This is a genomic window from Shewanella sp. SNU WT4 (assembly GCF_006494715.1).
Lineage (GTDB): Bacteria > Pseudomonadota > Gammaproteobacteria > Enterobacterales > Shewanellaceae > Shewanella.
This window is the reverse complement of sequence record NZ_CP041151.1, coordinates 2,850,110-2,872,294: the sequence shown is the minus strand read 5'-3', so window position 1 is coordinate 2,872,294 and position 22,185 is coordinate 2,850,110. Positions and strand designations below refer to the sequence as shown.

Sequence of the window (22,185 nt, the reverse complement as noted above, 5' to 3'; positions counted from 1 at the left end):
ATAACCTTTGTGGTCTGGGTTCTACGTAAAAATTAGTTTATATTGCATCCTCTTCGAATAATAAAGGGTGCCCCCCATGTCTTTGACACAATCCATTGAGGCGAGCGCAAGCACCAGCAGCACTCGTCGCTGGCAAATGCCAGATACCTTGGTCATCATCTTTTTTGTGGCAATCGTCGCAGCCATAATGACTTACCTCATCCCTATCGGTTCTTTTGAAACACAAGAAGCCCACTATGTGATGGATGGCGTTGAGAAAACTCGACAAGTCGTTGATCCCGATTCATTCCGTTATGCCCTCGATGACAATGGCGAGCCTAAATTAGCCCCTGTGTCTTTGTTTGCCGGTGGTGGTGATGTTGGTTTTTTCAATTTTGCATTTGAAGGACTGACTTCTGGCTCTAAATGGGGCAGCGCTATTGGCGTCATCATGTTTATGTTGGTGATAGGCGGTTCATTTGGCATAGTCATGGCGACAGGTACCATAGATAACGGTATTTTACGCCTTATCGATAAGACTCGTGGCAATGAAAAGTTATTTATTCCCGCCTTATTTACTTTATTTTCTTTAGGCGGCGCCGTATTTGGCATGGGTGAAGAAGCTATTGCCTTTGCCATCATTATTTGTCCATTGATGATCCGCTTGGGATACGATGGCATTACTACGGTTATGGTGACTTATGTGGCCACTCAAGTCGGTTTTGCCTCATCGTGGATGAACCCGTTTGGCGTGGCGATTGCCCAAGGTATTGCCGGCGTGCCGGTATTATCTGGCAGTGAGTTCCGCGTCCCTATGTGGGTGCTATTCACCTTGTTTGGTATCATATTTACCATGCGCTATGCGAGTCGTATTCAAAAGTCACCCACTTCATCTTACAGCTATCACTCAGATGCTTTCTTCCGGGAGCAGCAAAGTCACTGTTCGCTCGATAGCCGCTTTGGTTTAGGCGACTGGTTAGTGATAGGCGTTATTATCGCCACCGTAGCTTGGGTGGTTTGGGGCGTGGTTGCCCATGCTTGGTTTATTCCTGAGATTGCGAGCCAATTCTTTACTATGGGCTTAGCCGTGGGGTTAGTGGGCGTGCTCTTTGGACTTAACGGCATGACCATCAATCAAATGGCTAGAAGCTTTAAGCAAGGCGCCGCCACCATGATAGAACCTGCCATTTTAGTGGGCTGTGCTTCGGGTATCTTGCTCTTGTTAGGCGGCGGTAAAGCCACCGAACCCAGTGTACTTAATAGCATATTGTCTGCAGCTGGTTCAGCCATTGGCCAGTTACCTGATGCGTTATCGGCTTGGTTTATGTTGTTATTCCAATCGGCCTTTAACTTCTTTGTGACTTCAGGTTCAGGTCAAGCGGCACTCACTATGCCTTTGATGGCGCCACTTGCCGATCTTGTGGGCGTTAGCCGTCAAGTGTCAGTATTAGCATTTCAATTGGGTGATGGTTTTACCAATATTTTAGTTCCAACCTCAGCATCCTTAATGGCAACGTTAGGTGTGTGCCGTGTTGATTGGGGTGATTGGCTTAAGTTCATTTGGCGCTTTATGTTGGCCTTATTAGTGCTTTCAAGCGTGACAGTATTATTTGGTCACTATATTGGTTTTGCTTAACTAGCGGCAAAATCAATAAATAAAAAAACAGCGCATCATGCGCTGTTTTTTTATGGGAAATTAAGGAATGTCATTTATTTAAAACGCATGATCATTCTTAGGGAAATAATGCATGACGTATCTCAGGGCGACATAACTTACCACAGCGGTCGCTATCACTAGCTCAATCACAGCCAAGAGATGCACTGTATGGCTAAGAGGTAACATAGCATCAAAGTGGGTTAACCAAGCTGAGGTCTTAAATAAAGCCGTGGCGCCAATCACCATAGGGAAAGTAAAAGCTGCGTAACCTGGGCTAAAAGGCAATTTCATTAAGTGGAAAAAGGCCAGATAAATAACGCCAGTCATCAGCAAGGCAATACTAAGCAGTAGGCCGACAATGGCAATCGATGGCTGACTAGTAATAGTTAAGTAACCGGCTAACGACAGACTGGCTGGCGCGGCTAAAATCGCGATAGTAGGCTTGGCCGCATCGGCAATAGGAGTACCAAAAATCAAGCGATACAGCATGATAGGCAGCATCACTAAGTAACACAGCATACCAAAAATCACTATGATTTCGGCTAAGGTACCATAGCCTTGTCCAGGAAAAGACACCGCAGCTACTATGATGCCAATAGGCGGTACGAACCAGCTAGGCACCATATGATCTAGTTTAAAATCGATGGCGCGATAGTAAGCAAATGCCGCTAAAAAGACTAAATGAATCGCAATAGCAAACAGCCATAAGCCTAAGCCAATGGTGACAGAGAATATTCCCACCGCTTTTGAAATCACCATTAATGCCATAGCGAAGGTAGGAATAACGCTACCTACGACAGGATGAGATAATTCGTTTTTTAACACTTTAGGGTGCAACAGGAATTTTGCAGTTAATAACAGCAACATGACAGCAGCAATGCCCGCACTCACAATTTGTGCTTGGCTATTTAATTGTGATGACATGGATTCCCAGCACCAGCCAAGACTGGCAATCCCAAGGGCAAGTCCGGCCATAGGGCTAGGTAACGATGCTAATTTTTGATGCCAACTGTGTTGCATGAAAGGACCTCAAGGTCTGATAAGAGAAGCTGACGCTATTATAAGGGAATTGAGCTCGTCATAATATTTGATTAACCAAACTTAAAGATTAAATAAAATTGAATGAGTGACTGAAAGCGTGATTTATCACTAGTTTAGCTTGTGTAGTCTTATTGATTGTTACAGGATTGTTTTTGTTTTTGTTTTTGTTTTTGTTTTTGTTTTTGTTTTTGTTTGGGGCAGGGAGATGCACGCATGGACAATGACTCATTAGCCACATCAGCCGCACGCAATAGTGACTACCAATTTACCTATCTGGGGCGTCAGACGCGGCGTAAAGATGGCATTGCCACTCGTATGGCGATTCTTGATGCTTGTTTAACCATAGTAGCCAATGAAGGTATTCGTGGTGTGCGCCACCGCGCCGTGGCTGAAGTGGCGCAAGTGTCACTCGCAGCAACAACCTATTATTTTGAAGACATTCAAATGCTTATTCATGACTCGCTAATGCACTTTGCCGAGCTTGCCATGGCGCGTAGTGAAAAAGTGAAACTTGCTGCTTACCAATTATTTGCAAGCGCTCACCAAACTTGCGAGCCTAAGCCTGTTGAGGCTAAATCATTAGTCGATCACTTCTCTTTATTAGTGCTCAACCATATTTATGATAAGGCCGCTGACGTTAATGCCCGCAGAATTGAGCGAATTTTCTATGAAGAGGCCATCAAAAAGCCCTTGCTGGCCAAGGCGATTGTTATGTTGGAAAACATGATACTCGATAGCGTAGGTGGATTTTTTGACGACATAGGGGTAGAGCAAGGGCGGTTACGGGCTCACGGATTAGTGGCGCTCATTCGCCATTTTGAATATTACCTGCTTATTGATGAGCAAGATAAAGCTGACGATGCGAGTAAAAATCTACAATTATTTTTCAATGAGATAATAAAATAAGGGGCACTAGGCCCCTTATTATTAGCAATTTTGTGGCTAGATTATTGCTCAGTTTCTAATTCACTAAACTGGCCTTGGAATAAGGCTGAACTTAAGTAACGCTCGGCCGCAGACGGTAAAATCACTACTATGTTTTTACCTTCAAATTCTGGCAGGGCAGCAATGCGATTGGCAGCAACTACCGCGGCGCCAGAAGAAATACCCACTAAAATGCCTTCTTCTTTCATTAAGCGCAGTGCCATGGCGATGGCATCATCATTACTGACGCCTTCGACTCTATCAATTAACGATAGGTCGAGGTTACCAGGGATAAAACCTGCGCCTATGCCTTGAATTTTATGTGGGCCAGGCTTTAGCGGCTCCCCAGCTAAGGCTTGAGAGATCACAGGTGAGTCGATAGGTTCTACCGCCACACTAACAATCGCTTTGCCTTGAGTCTGTTTAATATAGCGGCTTACACCTGTAATTGTGCCGCCTGTACCCACTCCAGCAACAAACACATCTATGGCGCCATCAGTATCGTGCCAAATTTCAGGCCCAGTGGTTTTCTCATGAATTTCTGGGTTGGCTGGGTTATCAAATTGGCCTAGCAGTACATATTTTTCTGGATTAACAGCGCGAATTTCCTCAGCTTTATCAATCGCGCCTTTCATGCCTTTAGGGCCTTCGGTTAACACTAAATTAGCACCTAAGGCTTTTAATAATTTACGGCGCTCAAGACTCATAGTACTTGGCATAGTTAACGTCAGGGCATAACCACGCGCTGCCGCCACATAGGCTAATGCAATACCTGTGTTACCTGAGGTTGGTTCAACCAGTTCTTTGCCTGGCGTTAATAAACCTTTTTGCTCAGCGTCCCAAATCATATTGGCACCAATACGACATTTAACGCTAAAACTTGGATTTCTTGCCTCAATCTTAGCCAGTACGCGACCATTGCTCACTCGATTCAAGCGTACCAAAGGTGTATGGCCTATGGTCAGTGAATTGTCTTCAAAAATTTTACTCATGTAACTGACTCCTTCGATTTGATTGAGTTCAGCATAGCTAGGCTGGCGCTAAAGTGAAGTGACTGTTTGCTCTTGTATATTTCTTTTAGTTATAAAATGAATTGCTGTTATTGATAAAACGCTGTCACCACTAGCACTAAGAGCTGCTTGATGATTTCTGTGTCTTCTTTTGCGCCGTCTTGCTATCGTAATTCAAACTTCTGACAAGGAAAAACCAATGCAAATAGTGATTAGTGGTACGGGTTTGTACACTCCAAGCGATGTGATCACCAATGATGAGTTAGTCGCAAGTTTTAATCAGTATGCCCAAGCCTTCAATGAAGAGCATAAGGAGGCTATTGCCGCCGGCACTGAGCTTGAATTAGCCATGTCGTCGAGTGAATTTATTGAAAAAGCCTCAGGTATTAAGCAGCGCCATGTCATTCAAAAACAGGGCATGCTAGATATCAATGTACTGATGCCGCTCATTGCGCCGCGCCTTGATGATGAACTCAGCCTGCAAGCGCAGATGGGGGCTATTGCCGCGCAAGAGGCACTTGCTAATGCAGATTGTGATGCCAGTGACATAGATTTAGTGATAGTGGCGTGTGCGTATGCGCAGCGCGCCTATCCAGCTATTGCCATTGAAATTCAGCACCATCTTGGGTGCCAAGGCATGGCTTACGATATGCAGGTGGCATGTTCGTCGGCGACGTTTGCTATCGCCAATGCCCAAGCGGCTATTATCTCCGGCCAAGCCACTAAGGTGCTAGTGATTAACCCTGAGATTTGTACTCCGCAAATCAATCTGCGCGATCGTGATAGTCACTTTATCTTTGGTGATGTTGCGACCGCATTAGTCCTTGAGGTTTGGCATGGAACTGACAGTGTGAATAAGCCAGCGCCTTCGCATATCAAGCGAGCGCGGCCCTTACTGATTGAATCCATTAAACTTGCCACTCAATACTCAAGCAATATCCGCAGTAACTTTGGTTTGATGAATCGCTGCAGCCCTGAGACAGAGCACAGCGCCAGTAATTTATTTAGTCAGCAAGGGCGTAAGGTATTTAAAGAATTATTGCCCATGATTTATCAACATCTTGAGCAACAGTTACAACAACTGCAGCTGGAACCCGAAGATTTTAAGCGCTTTTGGTTGCATCAAGCCAATATCAATATGAATCAATTTGTGGCGAAAAAACTGCTGGGCGATAACGTCACTCACGAACGCTGCCCTGTGGTGCTAGACACATATGCCAATACGGCTTCGGCAGGATCGATTATTGCGCTGCACTTATATCGTGATGATTTACAGGCCGATGATTTGGGTTTGTTATGCTCGTTTGGTGCTGGCTACTCAATTGGCAGTGTCATTTTGCGCGCCGTGTAATGGGATGTAGCGATTACGTACCATGTTTCTATTCATCGGTTGGTTGAAATTTCCCGGTTTCGAGCCAGTGCTGAGTGGCTTTTACTTCTTGTTCAAAGCCTTGAACAGAGGCTAGCGGTAAATAAATATCCGGGGGAATCCCAGCGACATCGACCGGCAAATAGGGCAAACGGGTAGAGCGGCTGGTGGCGTAATATAACTCAAAGGCCTGCGAAGGAAGGATCGTCGGCCGCATATTAGAGTAATCAAGGGCGCCGTAGCTTCGCCTGCCAACTAACTTCACATTAAAACCTTGGCGGATGTCTAATAAAAACTCTTCACATGAACTAGCACATTGGCGGTCAATTAGCACGGCTACCCGTTGTGGCGCGACGTTATTGGCTTGAGATAGATGATACCTTAGCGCGTGACGGCCTATTGGAAGCACATAGTCACCATTGGACGCTTGGTTCATGGCACTGACCACGGGCTCAATAAATTGCTGGCACCCCAGGTTATCGGCTTGGGCCACACATATATCAGTTTGTGCCTTGATATTGGCGCGGGTGACCAAAAACTCGGCGCCATGACTCACGGATTGATTGTGGAGGACCCTGGATAACAACTGACGATAACTGCTATCACTGCCACCACCATTACTTCGGACATCAAGGATCCAATAGGGATGGCTATCAAAAGTGGTACGATTGTCATTGAGTAAGGCTTCAATTGGCGCTTGATATTCCCAAGCAAAGCTCGGTAAAGTCAACAACAAGGTTTGCGAAGATAGTATGGTCAATTGCGGTGCATCGCTTACGATTAGCTGGTTGTTACCACTGACAGGGATTGTGGTATTGGCGTCTTCTGGTAATAAGGAAACAATGCCTAAATGACCTGGGCGCCATTGTCGTAAGTAATCGGCAATAATCCCCTGACATTGAGGTAGCTGAGTAATTGTGTTGGCTTGGGTGAGTGCGTGTTGCAATGCTTTGTCAAAGTGCTCGTGCCCCTTTTGGGCAAAGTGGTTGGGTGCGCCAGTATCATTGGTGAGTAAAAAATCCGGTAAAAATTTCAGATCCTGTTGGCATGTTTGCGCCGCTGAAACTGTGCTCGTTTGGCCGGTCGGATGTTGACAGCCGGTGATAATTGCCATCGTGAGAAATGTGACCCAGTATTTAAATGTCATGTGACGTACTTTAGAGGTGATGATTTTTAATTTAGCACGGCAACAATCGGTTAACAATCTATGGCGGCCCAAGCCGAAGCCGAAGCCGAAGCCGAAGCAAGGTTTCACTAAGGCTTGGAACCGTAAGCTAGTCTTCACTGATACTTAAATTGCAATAAGCAGGACGGTATTTATCCACCCACATCGCCGTGGCACCGCAGATGGCTACCGGCATCACAATAAAGTTAACAATAGGTATCATGGAAAACAGGGTAGCAGTAGCACCAAAACTCATACTGCTACCTTTGGTTTGACGCAGGGCAAAACGCATGTCTTGAAACGATACCTTGTGGTTATCAAACGGATAATCGCAATATTGCACCGCCATCATCCATGCACTAAATAAAAACCACATTACCGGGGCTAAGGTTTGGCCAATCAAGGGCACTAAGAAGAGCAGCAACAATACCAGGGCCCGCGGTAAATAGTATTTCAGTTTTATCCATTCGCGTCCTAGCATCCGAGGCACATCTTTGACGGTATCGATGGCTCCCCCCGTATTGAGCGGTTTACCTGTGAGTAAGGCTTCGGTTTTCTCAGCTAACAAACCGTTAAACGGCGCCGCCAGCCAGTTCATCACGGCACTAAAGGTAAACGCCATGACGACCACCAGAGATAACACCGCCAGCGGCCATAAAATCACATTAAGCCAGCTGAGAGACTCAGGTAACCAGGCCGCTAAATCGGCAAACACCACCTTTAAATGCCCAAGGCCAAAATAAAAACCGACCGCAAACAGTAGAATATTGATGAGCAAAGGAATAATGACAAAGGTTCGCAATCCAGGTTGGCGGATTAACTCGAATCCTTGCATAAAATAATTAACGCCACTTTTAGCCGTTTGCACACGCACAGGGAAATCTCCATTGATAACACTTGCTTGATTGTGACGGTTAACGCCGCTGTGACGCAAGTTTGTTTGTCATTTCCACCAATAAAAAGCGTTACAAAATGCTGCGCTGTTTGGTAAAGTGATAGGTCGCCTCTTCTTTTTGAAGCTTATTGTCTGTTCTGCCAGCGAAATGACCTAAATCATGAGACTGAATACAATTAAACTGGCTGGATTCAAGTCATTTGTTGATGCCACCAAGATCCCTTTTTTAAAACCACTCACGGCCATTGTTGGCCCGAACGGCTGCGGCAAATCCAATGTGATTGATGCGGTGCGCTGGGTGCTAGGTGAAAGTTCGGCTAAACATTTGCGCGGCGAATCCATGACAGATGTGATTTTTAATGGCTCAAGTGGTCGCCGGCCAGTATCTGTGGCATCGGTTGAGCTAGTGTTTGATAACCCCGATGGACGTTTAGGCGGACAATACGCCAGCTATCAATCTATTGCCGTTAAGCGTCAAGTCGATAGACAAGGCGAATCTAGCTATTTTCTTAATGGTCAAAAATGTCGCCGTAAAGACATTACTGAGCTGTTTTTAGGCACAGGTCTAGGGGCGCGTAGTTACGCCATTATTGAGCAGGGCACCATTTCACGGCTGATTGAATCTAAGCCGCAAGAATTACGGGTGTTTATTGAAGAAGCTGCCGGTATTTCGCGCTATAAAGAACGCCGGCGCGATACCGAAACCCGTATCCGTCACACCCGCGAGAATTTAGACCGTCTTGCCGATATCCGCCATGAGCTAGGTAGTCAGTTAGAAAAGTTGGCCGCGCAGTCAGAGGCCGCACTTAGTTATCGCGAACTTAAACGTCAAGAACGGCAAGGCTTAGCTGAGTTATTGTTAATTCAATACCAAGGACTACTTGAGCAAGCCGAGCAATACCAACAGTTGTTACTTGAAAGCCAAACTGAGGTCGCCGCGGCTAAGACTCAATGGCAAGCGCTTGAATTGAGCCTGACGGAACTTAATATCACTAAAGGGCAGGTTGAGCGTCAAGAGCAGCAACTAGTGGCGGACAATTTTCGGATTGCGACCGAACTTGCGCGCTTAGGCTCTCAACTTGAATTCCAGCAGCGTCAACATTCCCAAGATAAACAGCGTTTAGCTGAGCTTAACGCTAATCGCGATTTATGGCTGCAGCAGTCAAAAGCCGCGCAAACGAGTCATCAAGTATTAATGGCTGAGCAGCAAAGCCTGCATCAGTTAAGTGAACAACAGCAAACCCAACTGCTGAGTCTAGAAAAAGACGTTAGCCTTGCCGAAAAAGCCTTGGCAGGCGCCACTCACACTCAGCAGCAATGGCAGCATTCACTGAGCGAATTGCAGTTAAAGCAACAATTAGCGGCCAATAAACGCAGTTATCAAGAGCAGCATCGCCTTGAAAAGCAGCGCGCATTAACGGCCGTAATAGAGCAATTAGGCACAAGCCAAAGCCAAACGCTAGCGAGCAGTATTGAGAGCTTGAGCGCAGGTCTCACGTTGCAGCAGGAATTACGCACTGAACTTGCTCAGCAACTTGAAGATGCTGAGTACAAGCAAGGCGCGGCGTTACAGCAGTTAGTCACTGTTAACGGCAAGGTAAGCAGTGAGCAGCAAAAACTTGCGGCCCTGCAAAGCCGTAGCGATTTAATCGCGCAGTTGCTGGCTAAGGCCAAACCTGCGGGTAATGATGTCAGCGTCTGGCAGGTGACACAGGTTGATAGTGGTTGGGAGAAGGCCGCCGAATTAGTGTTGGAGCCGGTGTTGCAGCAAGGTGTGCTTAATGGGCTAGATATCTCGTCCGACGATGTCGCGCCTAACACTGATGGTATAGGTTTTCAGTTATCTAAAAACCAAGACTTTGGCATGCTAAGTAGTCAGGTCAATTTAGCGCCTTGGCTCACTAACCTTGAATTTGTCCTCAATAAAGCGGATGCCTTAGCGCGCTTAGCCACTCTTTCTGCCAGCGAGCAACAGCGCCAGCGCTACGTGACGCAAGCGGGCGAGTTAATCGGCCAAGGTTTTTGTCTTAATGCCAAAACTCACAGCCAACCTATGCAGTTAATGGCGCAAGCCCATGAGTTAGATGAGTGCATTGCGCAGTGCGAGCAGCAGTTAATCGTCCTTAAACAGCAGCAACAGCATTTTGATGATGCTAAGCGCTTGCAGGATGCGCAAGTGGCGCATTTGCAAGCACAAGTGCAGCAGCAACAATTAGTAGAACAAAAGTTGGCGCAAGATTGTCTGCATGCTCGGAGTCAATTTGATAAAGAGCAAGATCAATGGACGCAGCAGCAAGGCTTGCAGATGTCATTGCAGCAGGAATTAGCGGAATTAGATGACGAGTTGGCGCGCTTTGATCTTGATGGCAATGCACTCAGTGAGCAGCTTATTTATCAAGAGCAGCAACTTATGCAAGCGCAGCGCGCGTTAGAGCAACACCAGCATTTGTGGCAGCAAAGTAAACTGGTATGGCAACAAGAGCAGCACAGTTCGCAGCAAGCCCATAGTCAAAGTTTGCAGCATCAAACCGCAGTGGCCTTGTCTGAGCAAAGTCAGCAGGCCTTAACTGAGCGCTTAAATGAAGTCAGCGCTGAGATAGCCGCGCTTTATGCAAAATCGGCTAATCAAGACTCGGCATTAAGTCATTTACCGGAATTAGAGCAGCAGCATCAGGCATGTTTGCAACAACAATCACAATTACAGAGTGAAATTGTGGTAGTTAGGGCGCAATTAGCCAGTTTACAGGCCGAGATTGATACAAAACTATTGCAGCAAAAACAAGTCATTGGCAAGATAGAGCAATTAAGCGCACGTTTAAATCAACAGCAATTAAAGCGCGAAGGTATTCAAGGGCAATTGCAAGGGCAGTTAAGCCGATTGCAAGAAGCCGAGATTGCGCTTGATAGTGAGATAACATCGGACATCAGCATCCCGAAACGGCAGCAGCAACTCGATGATATTCGTCAGCAGATTGGGTTACTTGGGGCCATTAACTTAGCCGCCATTGAAGAATATGACCAACAAGCCAAACGTAAGCAGTATCTGGACGAGCAAGATAATGATTTACGTACTGCCATGGCAAGCTTAGAAGAAGCCATTCGCAAAATTGATAAAGAGACCAAGAGTCGCTTTAAAGAGACCTTTGATCAGATTAATGGTGACTTCTCACGCTTGTTCCCGAAAGTGTTTGGCGGCGGCAGTGCTTACTTGGCATTAACTGATGATGACCTGCTGGAAACTGGGGTGTCGATTATGGCGCAACCACCTGGCAAGAAAAACAGTACAATTCACCTGCTTTCGGGTGGTGAAAAGGCGCTAACCGCTTTATCATTGGTTTTTGCAATTTTCAGGCTCAATCCAGCACCTTTTTGTATGCTAGATGAGGTAGATGCGCCATTAGATGATGCAAACGTCGAACGTTTTTGCCGTTTATTGAAAGAAATGTCGCAAACAGTGCAATTTATTTATATTAGCCATAACAAAATTACGATGGAAATGGCTGATCAACTTACAGGGGTGACTATGCATGAGCCTGGAGTGTCGCGCATAGTGGCGGTTGATATTGAAGAAGCGGTGGCGATGGCCGACGCCGGATAAAAACAATAGGGTAATACATGGAAAACTTTCAACTAGTCGTGGCAATACTGGGCGCGATAGCCATCATCGCGGTGCTAGTGCATGGTTTATGGTCGATTCGTAAGCAGCGGCCAAGGCCACTGCGTGACAGCCCGACGGCAAAGGTTTATAAAGATAAATCTAATAGTAAAAGCCTTGATCGTGATGGTTTTGATGCCGATGGCATTGGTGAGGTGCGCGTGCGTAAAGTGCACGCTGATGACAGTGATGCAGAATCTACTCCAGCTCGCCCAGCGAAAACACAGGGTCATACCCCAGTGCAACGTGTCCGACCTGCTACAGCTTCAAGCGATGATGTCAACCTAGCGTCTGAGCCAAGCATCAAAGTCAGTCGTGAGCGCCGCGAACCTAGCATGGGGCAAGATAAACCTCAATCGCACCAATCTGCTGGATCAGCCTCGCAATCAAGTCACAGTACGCCGCCATCTAAGCCGCTCAGTGCTGCGCCAAGTGCCGCTGAGCTTGCCGATGCTTATCAAAACAATTCTTATCAAGATGATTTTGACATCAGCTTTGATGATTTTGATGATGAAATTATTGAAGATGATGCGCCGCTAGGCGATCCGGTTGATGTATTGGTATTGCACTTAGTAGCTAAAGAAGGCCAAGTAATCCACGGCGCCGAATTATTACCTTGCTTGCTGGCTCTGAATTTTAAATATGGTGATATGAACATTTTCCATCGTCATCAAGATAATGCCGGCAATGGCAAGGTGTTATTTTCTATGGCGAACATGCTTAAGCCTGGCATATTTGACCCAGATACCATGGAGCAATTTAGCACTCATGGCGTGGTATTGTTTATGACCCTGCCTTGTCACGGTGATGCCTTAATTAACTTCCAGATCATGCTCAATTCCGCAGAGCAAATGGCTGATGATTTGGATGCTCAAGTGCTCGATGGTAGCCGTCAGCCATGGGATGATTATACTAAGCAAGCTTATATTCAACGCATCCGCCGCCAAATGTAAGTTGAGCACACTCAGTTAACAAAGGCCGCTCGCGCGGCCTTCTTGTTTTATGGATACGACAATGCAAGCGATTAAACAACAAATTGCGGCTTTGACCGCCGAGCTAAACCAACACAACATTCGCTATTATGTGGATGATGCGCCATCAATCCCAGATGCTGAATATGATCGCTTAATGCAAGCGTTAAAAACCTTAGAGCAAGCCCATCCTGAGTTAGTACTGCCAGATTCCCCGAGCCAACGAGTAGGTGGCGCCGCGCTTGCTAAGTTCACCCAAGTGACTCACCTTAAGCCCATGCTCAGCCTAGATAATGCCTTTGATGAAGCGGACTTTACTGGCTTTTATAAACGCTTGACCGATAGAGTCGGTAATGTGCGTTTTTGCTGTGAGCCTAAGCTTGATGGTTTAGCGGTAAGCTTATTGTATCGCGATGGCGTGTTAGAGCGCGCAGCTACTCGCGGCGATGGTAGCGTTGGTGAAGACATCACTGAAAATGTGCGCACCATTCGCTCTATTCCGCTGCGCCTTCGCGGTGAAAACTATCCGCAGTTAATGGAAGTGCGCGGCGAAGTGTTTATGCCAAAAGCTGCCTTTGAGAGCTTAAATGCACGGGCGGCAGCGAAAGGTGATAAGACCTTTGTTAATCCACGTAATGCCGCTGCCGGCAGTTTACGTCAGCTTGATAGTAAAATTGCTGCGTCCCGCGCTCTGGATTTTTATGCCTATGCCCTTGGCGTGGTAGAAGATGCCGTTGAGCCTCTGGCCATGACGCATTATCAGCAGTTGCAGCAGTTAAAAACGTGGGGACTCCCTGTAAGCCATGAAGTGAAACTGGCGGATAACCTTGAGCAAGTCTTTGCTTATTATCAAGATGTAATGCAGCGCCGTGCAAGCTTAGCCTTTGATATCGATGGCGTAGTATTTAAGGTTGATGATATAGAGCAGCAATTAACCTTAGGCTTTGTGGCTAAGGCGCCGCGCTGGGCCATTGCTTATAAATTTCCCGCACAAGAAGAAATGACCTTACTGGAAGGCGTTGATTTCCAAGTCGGTCGTACTGGCGCGGTAACGCCGGTAGCCCGCTTGCAACCTGTGTTTGTCGGCGGTGTTACAGTATCGAACGCCACCTTGCATAATATGGATGAAATTGCCCGTTTAGGCGTCATGGTGGGCGATACTGTGATTATTCGCCGTGCTGGCGATGTTATCCCGCAAATTGTGGCCGTGGTGGCTGACAAGCGTCCAGCTAATGCTTGCGCCATTGAATTCCCCGAGGCTTGTCCTGTTTGTGGTTCGCTGGTGGAGCGTGTAGAAGGCGAAGCCGTAGCGCGCTGCAGTGGCGGTTTATTCTGTGAAGCCCAACGTAAAGAAGCCATTAAACATTTTGCCTCTCGTAAAGCCCTTGATATCGATGGCATGGGCGATAAAGTGGTCGAGCAGCTAATTGATAAAGAGTTAGTGCATAGTCCAGCGGATTTATTTCACCTTAATGCCTCTATGATCACCATGCTTGATCGGATGGGCATGAAGTCTGCGACTAACTTAGTGGCCGCCATTAATACAGCTAAAAATACCACCTTAGCCAAATTCCTGTATGCCTTAGGTATTCGCGAAGTGGGTGAAGCCACAGCGGCTAATTTAGCGCAGCACTTTCGTCAGTTGTCCTCAGTGCAGCACGCCAATATAGAGCAACTGCTCGCCGTCTCAGATGTGGGCGCGGTAGTAGCTCAGCACATTCATCATTTCTTTGCGCAGCCGCATAATATAGAAGTGATTGATAAGCTCATTGCTGTTGGCGTGCAGTGGCCAGAAATTGCTGAGGTTGAAGCTGGTGCCTTGCCACTTGAAGGCCAGACTTGGGTATTAACCGGCACTTTAACTGAACTCAACCGCAATGATGCTAAAGCTAGGTTGCAGGCCTTAGGCGCTAAAGTAGCTGGCAGTGTGTCTAAAAACACGCATTGCGTGGTAGCAGGTGAAGCGGCAGGCTCAAAACTTGCGAAAGCTCAAGAGCTTGGGGTTGAAGTTTGGGACGAAACACAGCTCTTGGCATTCTTTGCCGAGCTTGAAAGATGAACTATGTTAATTAATCATCTTAAAAAAAGCCTGCAATAGCAGGCTTTTTTGCAATTGAGTTATTTCATTAGGTGAATCTTATTTAATAGCCCTTGTGTATGTAGGTCCTATCGCCATATCTTATGTCATGAACAGAGGAGACTGAATTGGATTTACAAACAATCGCCTGGCGTGATGACCATGGCCGAGTGGCGCCGCCATTCTTACTTTATTTATTACTGGCCTTTCTAGGTCGTGGTTATGTTATTTGGGTCATGTCTTTGACACAAGCGGCGGATCGCGCAGGGTTAGTGAGAATATTCTATCCATTACAAATGGATTTTATTCAGTCACTGGTGACTGGTCTTGGCGCTGTGTTGTTGTTTGTGCTGGTGTTGGCAGAACGTCGCCGTAAGCCCACTTGGCTCAAAACGCCGTTTTCCTTATTTAAATGGTTATTGATGATGATGCTAGTGCTAGAAGCATGGCAATTAGCCACTCGCATTGATCATACCTTTATGGTGTTCCATTGGATGACGGCATTAGATGGCTTAGCCTTATTCTGGGGCTCAATTTACTTAGCTAAGTCTAAGCATTTACAAGCTTATTTAGACGAGTGGCCTTCAGAGTCGCTAACGACTTAAATCGTATTTCCATAAAACAGCCAGCTTATATGCTGGCTGTTTTTATCAACTAGGGCGGCATGGCTTGATTGCTTTTAGCGCGACTATTGCCAAGTTACACACATAATGCCTGCGCGATTTCAATCAGGCTTAACTATAGTGAATTAGATAGCTGTGAAGTAGAAAGATCTCAGACTCACGTGATTCAGTCTGAGGTGACAAAGGAGTGTCTTAGATTGGCCAAAGAGCACTTGCCACAAATCCCCCTGAATAGGTTACAAGTTGGCTTAACCGTCAAATTGCCCTTATCTTGGCAAGATAATCCATTCTGGATAAATCGCATTACTCTGAGCTCTGCGCTGCAGATAGAAATGATCCGCGGCTTAGGCTGCCAATTTGTGTATTTGATTGCCGGCGAGCCGCTGGCTGAACCAGATTTTACTGAAGACTCGAACCGCGATAATCATCACTTACTTGTGCCTCATTCCCATAGTCAGCAATTTCAAACACGTAAAGCCATTCGCCTTAGTCAGCAGCGTTTCTTGCATGCGGTTAATGATACTCGTATGACCTACAGTCTATTAGGTCATGATCCTCAAGGTGCCATTAAATTAGCCGAGCAATTAGCCCTTGAAATGATTGATCATTTACAAGAGCACCCCACGGCAAAGTTAGCCTTAGTGGACTTAGGTGACAGTCAAATTAGTGTGACTCAGCATTCAAGCTCTGTGGCGGTATTAGCCTTAAGCATTGGCCGCGCCCTAAATTTACCCATTGATGATCTTAAGTGCTTGGCACTTGGAAGTTTATTTCATGATATTGGCCTGTTAACTCTGCCTGACTCCCTGCGCGCCAGTCTATTTAGTTTGAGTGATGACGAGCGCAAGCTGATGAAACTGCATACTCGTTTTAGCCACGAGCTAGTCGATAGCCCTGCGCGCTTTGATGAGCGAGTGTGCGATATTGCGCGCCACCATCATGAGTGTATTGACGGCAGTGGTTATCCTGATGGCTTACAGGGTAATGATATTCCGTTACTCACCCAAATAGTGGCCTTGGCTGATGAGTATGATCATCAAATAGGTGGCGATAATATGGGCTCCCCCCAAGACGCACTTGGGCATTTATCTAACCATAGCGCCGGCAAGCATGCTAATGAGCTTATGCAAACCTTAGAGAGTGTGCTTGGTCAATATCCGCCTGGTACTTTAGTGCGTTTATCTGATGGTTCCATAGGTAAGGTATTGATGACGTCAGCGAACGTGGAAACACCCGCTGTTTGGGGCTGCGAGATTGATGGTACAGACGCTGGGCTTAAATTTCTGGCGAGCGCCAATTTACGCATTGAAGAAGTCATTAAGCTTGAATCCCTCACTGAAAATGCCATAAAAGCGCTGAAGGCCGATGCGGCCATCAGTTATTACTTCACCGCTGCCGTTAAGTGAATGTTTGAATGCAAAACTTAACTTCATTGCTAATGTCAGTTAATCCCTCATCCCTCATATTTAATAAATGCTTGCTAATGATTTAATCTAGTGTCGTCATCATTAGCGACTTGATACTATCTTACTGATAATCATTATTTTTAGTGGCAATTCTCGAGGCGATAATAACTATGAGTAATAACAAAGTGGCAATTATTGCCTGTGGCTGGTTTGGTTTGCCATTAGCTCAAGCATTAACTCAGCAAGGCTGGCAAGTGTCGGGCACGCGCCGAAGCGAGCAAGGCGCGGCGCAGTTACAAGAGCTAGGCATTGCAGGTTTTGTGTTGGATTTAGCTCAGACTGAGTCATTGGTGGTAGCCAATAAGCAAGGTCTACTTGATGCTGACACCATAATAATTAATATTCCGCCAGGGCTTCGTGGTGGTCAAAGTAGTGAGGATTACTTAGCGCAGTTACGCAGTTTGCGCCAAGCCATTATCCATAGTGGTAATAAGCGGGTAATTTTTATTAGTACCACAGGTGTGTACCCAGATGCCGACGTGGATGAAACCAGCGCGCCATCGATTGAGGCGAGGGCGCAAGTGTTTGTTGCCGCAGAGCAATTATTTAGTGATTTCCCCAATGCCTGCACAGTGCGCTTTGCTGGGCTCGTTGGCCCTAAGCGCCACCCTGGGCGATTTTTTGCGGGTAAAACCGCAGTTGCCGATGGTCACTTGGCCGTCAATCTAGTGCATCTTGATGATTGCATTGCTGGGGTTATCTGTTTACTTAAGACGCCTCATTGCAGTGGCATTTATAATCTGTGCGCGCCAGAGCATCTTAATAAACAAACCTTTTATCAGTATGCGGCTAAGCATTTAGGCTTAACGCCGCCTGAGTTTTCTACGTTTAGCGCGGCAAGCATCAAGAGTAAACGTGTTAGCGGCGATAAAATCTGTCAGCAGTTAGGCTTTCGCTATCAGCATCCTGAGTTACGGGCCATGCTAGATTTTTGCTAAACGCATCTAAGGCAGCAGTTTCTAAAACAAAAGAGCAAACAAACGCGCGCCATTAGCATTGCGCTAGCGGCGCATTTTTATAGGCAGCAATAATATGACCAACATCAGTATCGCTGGCTTGGTTAACGCGCTGATAATGCTTGAGCAAATTATCGCGATAGCGCTCAGCTAACCGAGTTTGGTGCTTAGAGGTAAGTTCGATAGTTTGCCACAACTTAGCACCCACAGGGCTAATGGCGGTTATAGCCTGATTGTCGCGCGCGGGCGCTAATGCCCCTGTAGATGTTACTGACAAGATTTCATAATAACGCTGATTTTCTTCAAGCAGCACTTCATCATTAAGGCTAAAACCAAAATCAATTAAGTGGCTACGCAAATGAAAGGTCTGATTGGTCGGGCATAACAGCCAGTCAATAGTAATCTCTGGATGGCGCCCATGAATATCAGCAATAAAGCGCGACATTAACTCGCCGCCAACGCCGGCAATGATCACTAAGGTGTTACCTGGGAAGCTTTCAAGCGGTAATTGACTCACATCTAAACAATGGGTTTGGTAAGCGCGGTTGTCTGGGTAAAAGCGCTGCAGTTTCTCATCCAGTTGCGCCATTAAGCTTGGCACTATATCAACGAAATGAATGTGGGGCGCGGCTTGGCGCGTTAATAGCGCGGCGCCTAAAAATCCATGATCGCAGCAGCAATCCCACACATGCTGATAATCATTGGCGACCATAGCATCGAGTTGATGTAAGCGTTTACTAAGTTTCAATGGCAAGCCTTTGGCGACAAAAAACGCGTATTGTAATGATATTCGCCGTTTCTTGCCATCACAATGGCATTAGCTGAAACACTCTGATTGCTCTTAACCTAATGCATTGATATCTTGGCTCTAATTTAGGTTATGAACTACGGCTGCACTAAAGTTTTATATGCTTAAGTTTTATGTGCTTATTGCCGTTAATGCCATCCTCTTTTATTTCAGGAAATCGTATGTTTAGTGCTTACACTTGGGCCTTTTGGGGCATAGTTGTATTGATAGCCACCTTATTGGTGCAAGCCTTAGTTGCCGCCTTTAGTAAGGCATCACAACCTGGTGCCATCCCAGGTAAAATCGATGCCTCTTTAAGTCACGCATCATTTGTGTTTCGCTCAAACCGCACCTTTGCTAATTCACTGGAAAATATCACGCCTATGCTGGGCTGCGCCTTGTTAGCGATCTTAGTCGGCACCAATGCGGCCGCGACGGCCGCGCTGATTTGGGTCATGGCGTTAGCGCGCCTTGTGCATATGTGGCTGTATTACGTGATAGCCACAGAGAAAAACCCCAGCCCGCGCAGTTACTTCTACTTACTGGCAATGCTGGCCAACATAGCGCTATTACTGCTGTGCGTAATCACGCTGGCCACGCAATCCATGGCCTAGCAATATTAGTAATTACTTAGCAACTTCATTGGCTTAGCTCATATTGATAGTAAGCACTTAACCGCAAGCGCCTAATTGCGCTTGCCTTGTTAGGGTTTAGCTTTACAATCGCCCTCATTTTAATAATATCAAAGAGCATTTATGACATTGGAAACAGTCGATTATCAAGCTGACAATGCCGCTGAGCTATTCGTGAAATCCTTACATGAAACTGGCTTTGGGGTTCTTAAAAACCATCCTATTCCGCAAGAATTAGTTGAATCTATTTATCAACAATGGCAAGAGTTTTTTAATTCAGAACGCAAATATCAATTTGAGTTTTCACCAGCAACTCAAGATGGTTACTTTCCTGCTAGCGTGTCAGAAACCGCTAAAGGCCATAGCGTTAAAGACATTAAAGAGTACTTTCATGTTTATCCGTGGGGCAAGGTCCCGCCTGAATTGTCTGAGCAAATTCTTGATTATTATCAGCGCACCAACGCCTTTGCCGCCGAGTTATTAGCTTGGGTTGAGGCCTATGCGCCAGCAGCAGTGCAGGCCAATTTATCCATGGCGTTATCTGAGATGATTAAAGATAGCCACAAAACCTTACTGCGTATTTTGCATTACCCGCCAATGACAGGTGTGGAAGAGCCTGGCGCTATTCGCGCTGCTGCCCATGAAGACATTAATCTATTAACTATTTTACCGGCGGCCAATGAGCCTGGTTTGCAGGTGCTGGCTAAAAATGGGGAATGGTTAGATGTGCCGTGTGATTTTGGTAACTTGATCATTAATATCGGCGACATGCTGCAAGAAGCCTCGGGTGGATACTTTCCATCGACAACACACCGAGTGATTAATCCAAGTGGTGAGCGTAGTCAGCATTCACGTTTATCTTTGCCGCTATTTTTACACCCTAAGCCTGAGGTAGTGCTATCTGAGCGCTATACGGCGGACTCTTACTTAATGGAGCGCCTGCGCGAGCTAGGGCTGATTTAAGCTATTAATGAGGCTGCGGCAAGTATTTTTTAATACTTGCCGCAGCCTCTATTCATTTAAGCCGCATCTCTTCACATAGCATTACACACTAGATTGCATCACATGGCATGAGCGACTTGCTGGCGTCTTAATTTGATAAAATAACTCAATGGAATAATAGCGATAAGGATTAAGCCGCTTGCCCAATAACCATTGTTTTGCACCCCATAGTTAATCGCCACTAGGCTGCCAATTAGCGCGCCGCTACCAATACCGACATTAAATAAGCCAGAATAGATTGCCATTGCGACATCGGTGGCTTCTGGGGCTAATTTCAATGCCTTAGCTTGTAATGATAAACACAATAACATTAAGGCCGTGCCCCAAATAATGCACAAGGGCACAAGTAGCGTGAGACTTTGCGCCGCTGTCGGAAGCATAGCCATGCACGAACCTATGGCGGCTATGGCCCCTATGATTAATGACTGGCCGTGATTGCCATAGAAATGGCTAAATAGCACGCTAGCGATTAAGCCCGCCGCGCCAAATATCAGCAACACTAAGGTAGTAATGCCAGCAGAATAGCCAAAATGTTCTTGCAAGAGCGGCTCTAAATAGGTGTAAACGCTGTAGTGAGCCGTCACTAAACACACGGTTAATACAAACAAGCTTATCAGTGCTTTATTTTTGATTAAGCTCGGTAAACTGCGCCAGTTGCCGCCATGGGTAGCAGGCAATTTAGGTAGACCGCGCCACAGCAGTAACATCATGATAAAGGTAAATAGACCGATTAAGGCAAAGATGCTGCGCCAGCCAATCAACTGACCTATCACGCGCCCGAGTGGAATACCTAGCACTAGCGCCAATACGCCGCCAGTAGCAAAAATACTTAAGGCTTTAGCGCCTTGATTATTAGGGGCGAGACGCACCACAAGCGCTGGCGCTATGGCCCAAAATAACGCATGGGTAAAGGCTATGCCGATACGGCCTGATAATAAGACGTCATAACTTGGCGCAAACACGCAAATGGCGTGGCTAACTACAAAGATGGCCATTAATCCCAGCAATAACTTTTTACGCTCGAAACGGGCAAACAGCAGCACAGCCGGCAAGGAGGCGAGGGCGACTACGCTTGCGTAAACCGTTAGCATTGGGCCGACATCCACCGCACTCATGCCAAAACTCTGCCCCAAGGCCGCTAAAATGCCCACAGGCACAAATTCAGTCGAGACAAACACAAAAGCGGTCAGTGCCAGTAAAATGATCGGCGCCCACGCGCTGAAACCTTGTTTCATTAAGCCATTCATCCAGTAGAGAAAAGTCGGCCAGTGTAGGCGCAAATAATCATCAAGGCGAGAGCAAGCGCGCATTAATCTTGATTGTGTGAGCGAGTGAAAAGTTTTTGGTTTTTGATTTCTTATTGGCAACGAAATATTGGATTCGTAGTGGTATTAAAAATTGTTGGGCTTTTTTATTCATTTTGACTATTGGGTTTATGATTTATCTTGGCTTGGATGCAGTTTCAATTTCAACCCAAGGCTCACAGTATTTGTATGATTTAGGCAAACGGTTAATGGTCTTTGGTCCATTGATATGGCTTGCCCTTTTTGCTAGCAAGCAACAAGCGCAAAATAAGCGTCTTGAACAAGAATACGCACATAAAGAAGCTGTAACTAAAACCTTTGTTGGTCATCAGCGACAAATAGAAAAACTTGCTGAAAGTGATGCAAAAGACTCACTTCTTGTGCAATTAGCAATAACTACGATCAACACAATCGAATTCAATCCAAGCTCAACATTGGAAAAGTCAAATCCAAAGAAAGACTTACCAGCATCTGAACTACTAGATTTAGCAAAGAAAGCTGTAGATAAAGTCGGTAAATAATTGCTTAAAACTAAATAAGGATAGGCTGCGTGTAGTCGCGACCGAGTCCAAGAGTTGGACCCTTAGGCTTACCAACCAAGTAAGCCTTACATTTACCTACAAATACAACCACGCCGCTGGCATTAAGGCCTGCGGCGTGGTTGTATGCGTT

18 protein-coding genes are annotated in these 22,185 nt (G+C 46.2%); 12 read left to right on the top strand and 6 right to left on the bottom strand.

The window, feature by feature from the left end; genetic code table 11:
* The first annotated feature begins 76 nt into the window (after nt 1-76).
* Nucleotides 77-1,615, top strand: coding sequence for a putative basic amino acid antiporter YfcC (yfcC, locus tag FJQ87_RS12830; protein WP_140932965.1), 1,539 nt, complete (start codon nt 77-79; stop codon nt 1,613-1,615).
* Between the two features lie 78 nt (nt 1,616-1,693).
* Here yfcC and FJQ87_RS12825 read toward each other — a convergent pair whose 3' ends face one another.
* Nucleotides 1,694-2,656, bottom strand: a complete 963-nt coding sequence (locus FJQ87_RS12825) for a TDT family transporter (protein WP_140932964.1) — start codon at nt 2,654-2,656, stop codon at nt 1,694-1,696.
* Between the two features lie 234 nt (nt 2,657-2,890).
* On the opposite strand from FJQ87_RS12825, the gene FJQ87_RS12820 reads away from it, so the two are divergent.
* Complete coding sequence (locus FJQ87_RS12820) at nt 2,891-3,583, top strand: TetR/AcrR family transcriptional regulator (protein WP_140932963.1); 693 nt, start codon at nt 2,891-2,893, stop codon at nt 3,581-3,583.
* Nucleotides 3,584-3,624: 41 nt separating this feature from the next.
* Here FJQ87_RS12820 and cysK read toward each other — a convergent pair whose 3' ends face one another.
* Entirely contained in the window at nt 3,625-4,593 is a 969-nt protein-coding gene (cysK, locus tag FJQ87_RS12815) for a cysteine synthase A (RefSeq protein ID WP_140932962.1), read from the bottom strand.
* 217 nt (nt 4,594-4,810) lie between these two features.
* On the opposite strand from cysK, the gene FJQ87_RS12810 reads away from it, so the two are divergent.
* Nucleotides 4,811-5,962 carry a beta-ketoacyl-ACP synthase III gene (locus tag FJQ87_RS12810; protein WP_140932961.1) on the top strand — a complete coding sequence of 384 codons (1,152 nt, stop codon included), beginning with the start codon at nt 4,811-4,813 and terminating at the stop codon, nt 5,960-5,962.
* 28 nt (nt 5,963-5,990) lie between these two features.
* Here the strand turns inward: FJQ87_RS12810 and FJQ87_RS12805 are convergent, their stop codons facing one another.
* Complete coding sequence (locus FJQ87_RS12805) at nt 5,991-7,094, bottom strand: S41 family peptidase (RefSeq protein ID WP_168195194.1); 1,104 nt, start codon at nt 7,092-7,094, stop codon at nt 5,991-5,993.
* A 160-nt stretch (nt 7,095-7,254) separates the two neighbouring features.
* Nucleotides 7,255-8,019, bottom strand: coding sequence for a sulfate transporter CysZ (gene cysZ / locus FJQ87_RS12800; protein WP_276613171.1), 765 nt, complete (start codon nt 8,017-8,019; stop codon nt 7,255-7,257).
* 181 nt (nt 8,020-8,200) lie between these two features.
* On the opposite strand from cysZ, the gene smc reads away from it, so the two are divergent.
* The 6 genes from smc (at nt 8,201) to FJQ87_RS12770 (ending at nt 17,770) form a co-directional block, all read left to right on the top strand.
* Nucleotides 8,201-11,638, top strand: coding sequence for a chromosome segregation protein SMC (gene smc / locus FJQ87_RS12795; RefSeq protein ID WP_140932959.1), 3,438 nt, complete (start codon nt 8,201-8,203; stop codon nt 11,636-11,638).
* A 17-nt stretch (nt 11,639-11,655) separates the two neighbouring features.
* Nucleotides 11,656-12,648 carry a cell division protein ZipA gene (zipA, locus tag FJQ87_RS12790; RefSeq protein WP_140932958.1) on the top strand — a complete coding sequence of 331 codons (993 nt, stop codon included), beginning with the start codon at nt 11,656-11,658 and terminating at the stop codon, nt 12,646-12,648.
* A gap of 61 nt (nt 12,649-12,709) precedes the next feature.
* Nucleotides 12,710-14,725: an NAD-dependent DNA ligase LigA gene (gene ligA, locus FJQ87_RS12785; RefSeq protein ID WP_140932957.1), complete on the top strand. Its 2,016-nt coding sequence runs from the start codon at nt 12,710-12,712 to the stop codon at nt 14,723-14,725.
* 146 nt (nt 14,726-14,871) lie between these two features.
* Nucleotides 14,872-15,348 (top strand): DUF2919 domain-containing protein, encoded by a 477-nt coding sequence (locus tag FJQ87_RS12780; RefSeq protein WP_140932956.1) that lies wholly within the window; start codon nt 14,872-14,874, stop codon nt 15,346-15,348.
* A gap of 215 nt (nt 15,349-15,563) precedes the next feature.
* Nucleotides 15,564-16,772, top strand: coding sequence for an HD-GYP domain-containing protein (locus FJQ87_RS12775; protein ID WP_168195193.1), 1,209 nt, complete (start codon nt 15,564-15,566; stop codon nt 16,770-16,772).
* 170 nt (nt 16,773-16,942) lie between these two features.
* Entirely contained in the window at nt 16,943-17,770 is an 828-nt protein-coding gene (locus FJQ87_RS12770) for an SDR family oxidoreductase (RefSeq protein ID WP_140932954.1), read from the top strand.
* Nucleotides 17,771-17,822: 52 nt separating this feature from the next.
* On the opposite strand, the gene FJQ87_RS12765 is transcribed toward FJQ87_RS12770, so the two are convergent.
* A complete protein-coding gene (locus FJQ87_RS12765) occupies nt 17,823-18,536 on the bottom strand; it encodes a tRNA (adenine(22)-N(1))-methyltransferase TrmK (protein ID WP_140932953.1) in 714 nt (237 codons plus the stop codon).
* A gap of 221 nt (nt 18,537-18,757) precedes the next feature.
* On the opposite strand from FJQ87_RS12765, the gene FJQ87_RS12760 reads away from it, so the two are divergent.
* Complete coding sequence (locus FJQ87_RS12760) at nt 18,758-19,189, top strand: MAPEG family protein (protein ID WP_140932952.1); 432 nt, start codon at nt 18,758-18,760, stop codon at nt 19,187-19,189.
* Between the two features lie 141 nt (nt 19,190-19,330).
* Nucleotides 19,331-20,170 carry a 2OG-Fe(II) oxygenase family protein gene (locus FJQ87_RS12755; RefSeq protein ID WP_140932951.1) on the top strand — a complete coding sequence of 280 codons (840 nt, stop codon included), beginning with the start codon at nt 19,331-19,333 and terminating at the stop codon, nt 20,168-20,170.
* 98 nt (nt 20,171-20,268) lie between these two features.
* Here the strand turns inward: FJQ87_RS12755 and FJQ87_RS12750 are convergent, their stop codons facing one another.
* Nucleotides 20,269-21,444, bottom strand: coding sequence for a sugar transporter (locus FJQ87_RS12750; RefSeq protein ID WP_140932950.1), 1,176 nt, complete (start codon nt 21,442-21,444; stop codon nt 20,269-20,271).
* A 125-nt stretch (nt 21,445-21,569) separates the two neighbouring features.
* On the opposite strand from FJQ87_RS12750, the gene FJQ87_RS12745 reads away from it, so the two are divergent.
* The gene (locus FJQ87_RS12745; protein ID WP_140932949.1) at nt 21,570-22,034 is read left to right on the top strand and encodes a hypothetical protein; all 465 of its coding nucleotides are present in this window, start codon (nt 21,570-21,572) and stop codon (nt 22,032-22,034) included.
* The last annotated feature ends 151 nt before the right edge of the window (nt 22,035-22,185 follow it).

Excerpts from the sequence above, each read along its gene's own strand:
- FJQ87_RS12820 (WP_140932963.1), top strand. The coding sequence starts at position 2,891 with ATGGACAATGACTCATTAGCCACATCAGCCGCACGCAATAGTGACTAC.
- FJQ87_RS12810 (WP_140932961.1), top strand. The coding sequence starts at position 4,811 with ATGCAAATAGTGATTAGTGGTACGGGTTTGTACACTCCAAGCGATGTG.
- zipA (WP_140932958.1), top strand. The coding sequence starts at position 11,656 with ATGGAAAACTTTCAACTAGTCGTGGCAATACTGGGCGCGATAGCCATC.
- FJQ87_RS12770 (WP_140932954.1), top strand. The coding sequence starts at position 16,943 with ATGAGTAATAACAAAGTGGCAATTATTGCCTGTGGCTGGTTTGGTTTG.
- cysK (WP_140932962.1), bottom strand. The coding sequence starts at position 4,593 with ATGAGTAAAATTTTTGAAGACAATTCACTGACCATAGGCCATACACCT.
- ligA (WP_140932957.1), top strand. The coding sequence starts at position 12,710 with ATGCAAGCGATTAAACAACAAATTGCGGCTTTGACCGCCGAGCTAAAC.
- smc (WP_140932959.1), top strand. The coding sequence starts at position 8,201 with ATGAGACTGAATACAATTAAACTGGCTGGATTCAAGTCATTTGTTGAT.
- FJQ87_RS12805 (WP_168195194.1), bottom strand. The coding sequence starts at position 7,094 with ATGGCAATTATCACCGGCTGTCAACATCCGACCGGCCAAACGAGCACA.
- FJQ87_RS12755 (WP_140932951.1), top strand. The coding sequence starts at position 19,331 with ATGACATTGGAAACAGTCGATTATCAAGCTGACAATGCCGCTGAGCTA.
- yfcC (WP_140932965.1), top strand. The coding sequence starts at position 77 with ATGTCTTTGACACAATCCATTGAGGCGAGCGCAAGCACCAGCAGCACT.
- FJQ87_RS12750 (WP_140932950.1), bottom strand. The coding sequence starts at position 21,444 with ATGAAACAAGGTTTCAGCGCGTGGGCGCCGATCATTTTACTGGCACTG.
- FJQ87_RS12760 (WP_140932952.1), top strand. The coding sequence starts at position 18,758 with ATGTTTAGTGCTTACACTTGGGCCTTTTGGGGCATAGTTGTATTGATA.
- FJQ87_RS12825 (WP_140932964.1), bottom strand. The coding sequence starts at position 2,656 with ATGCAACACAGTTGGCATCAAAAATTAGCATCGTTACCTAGCCCTATG.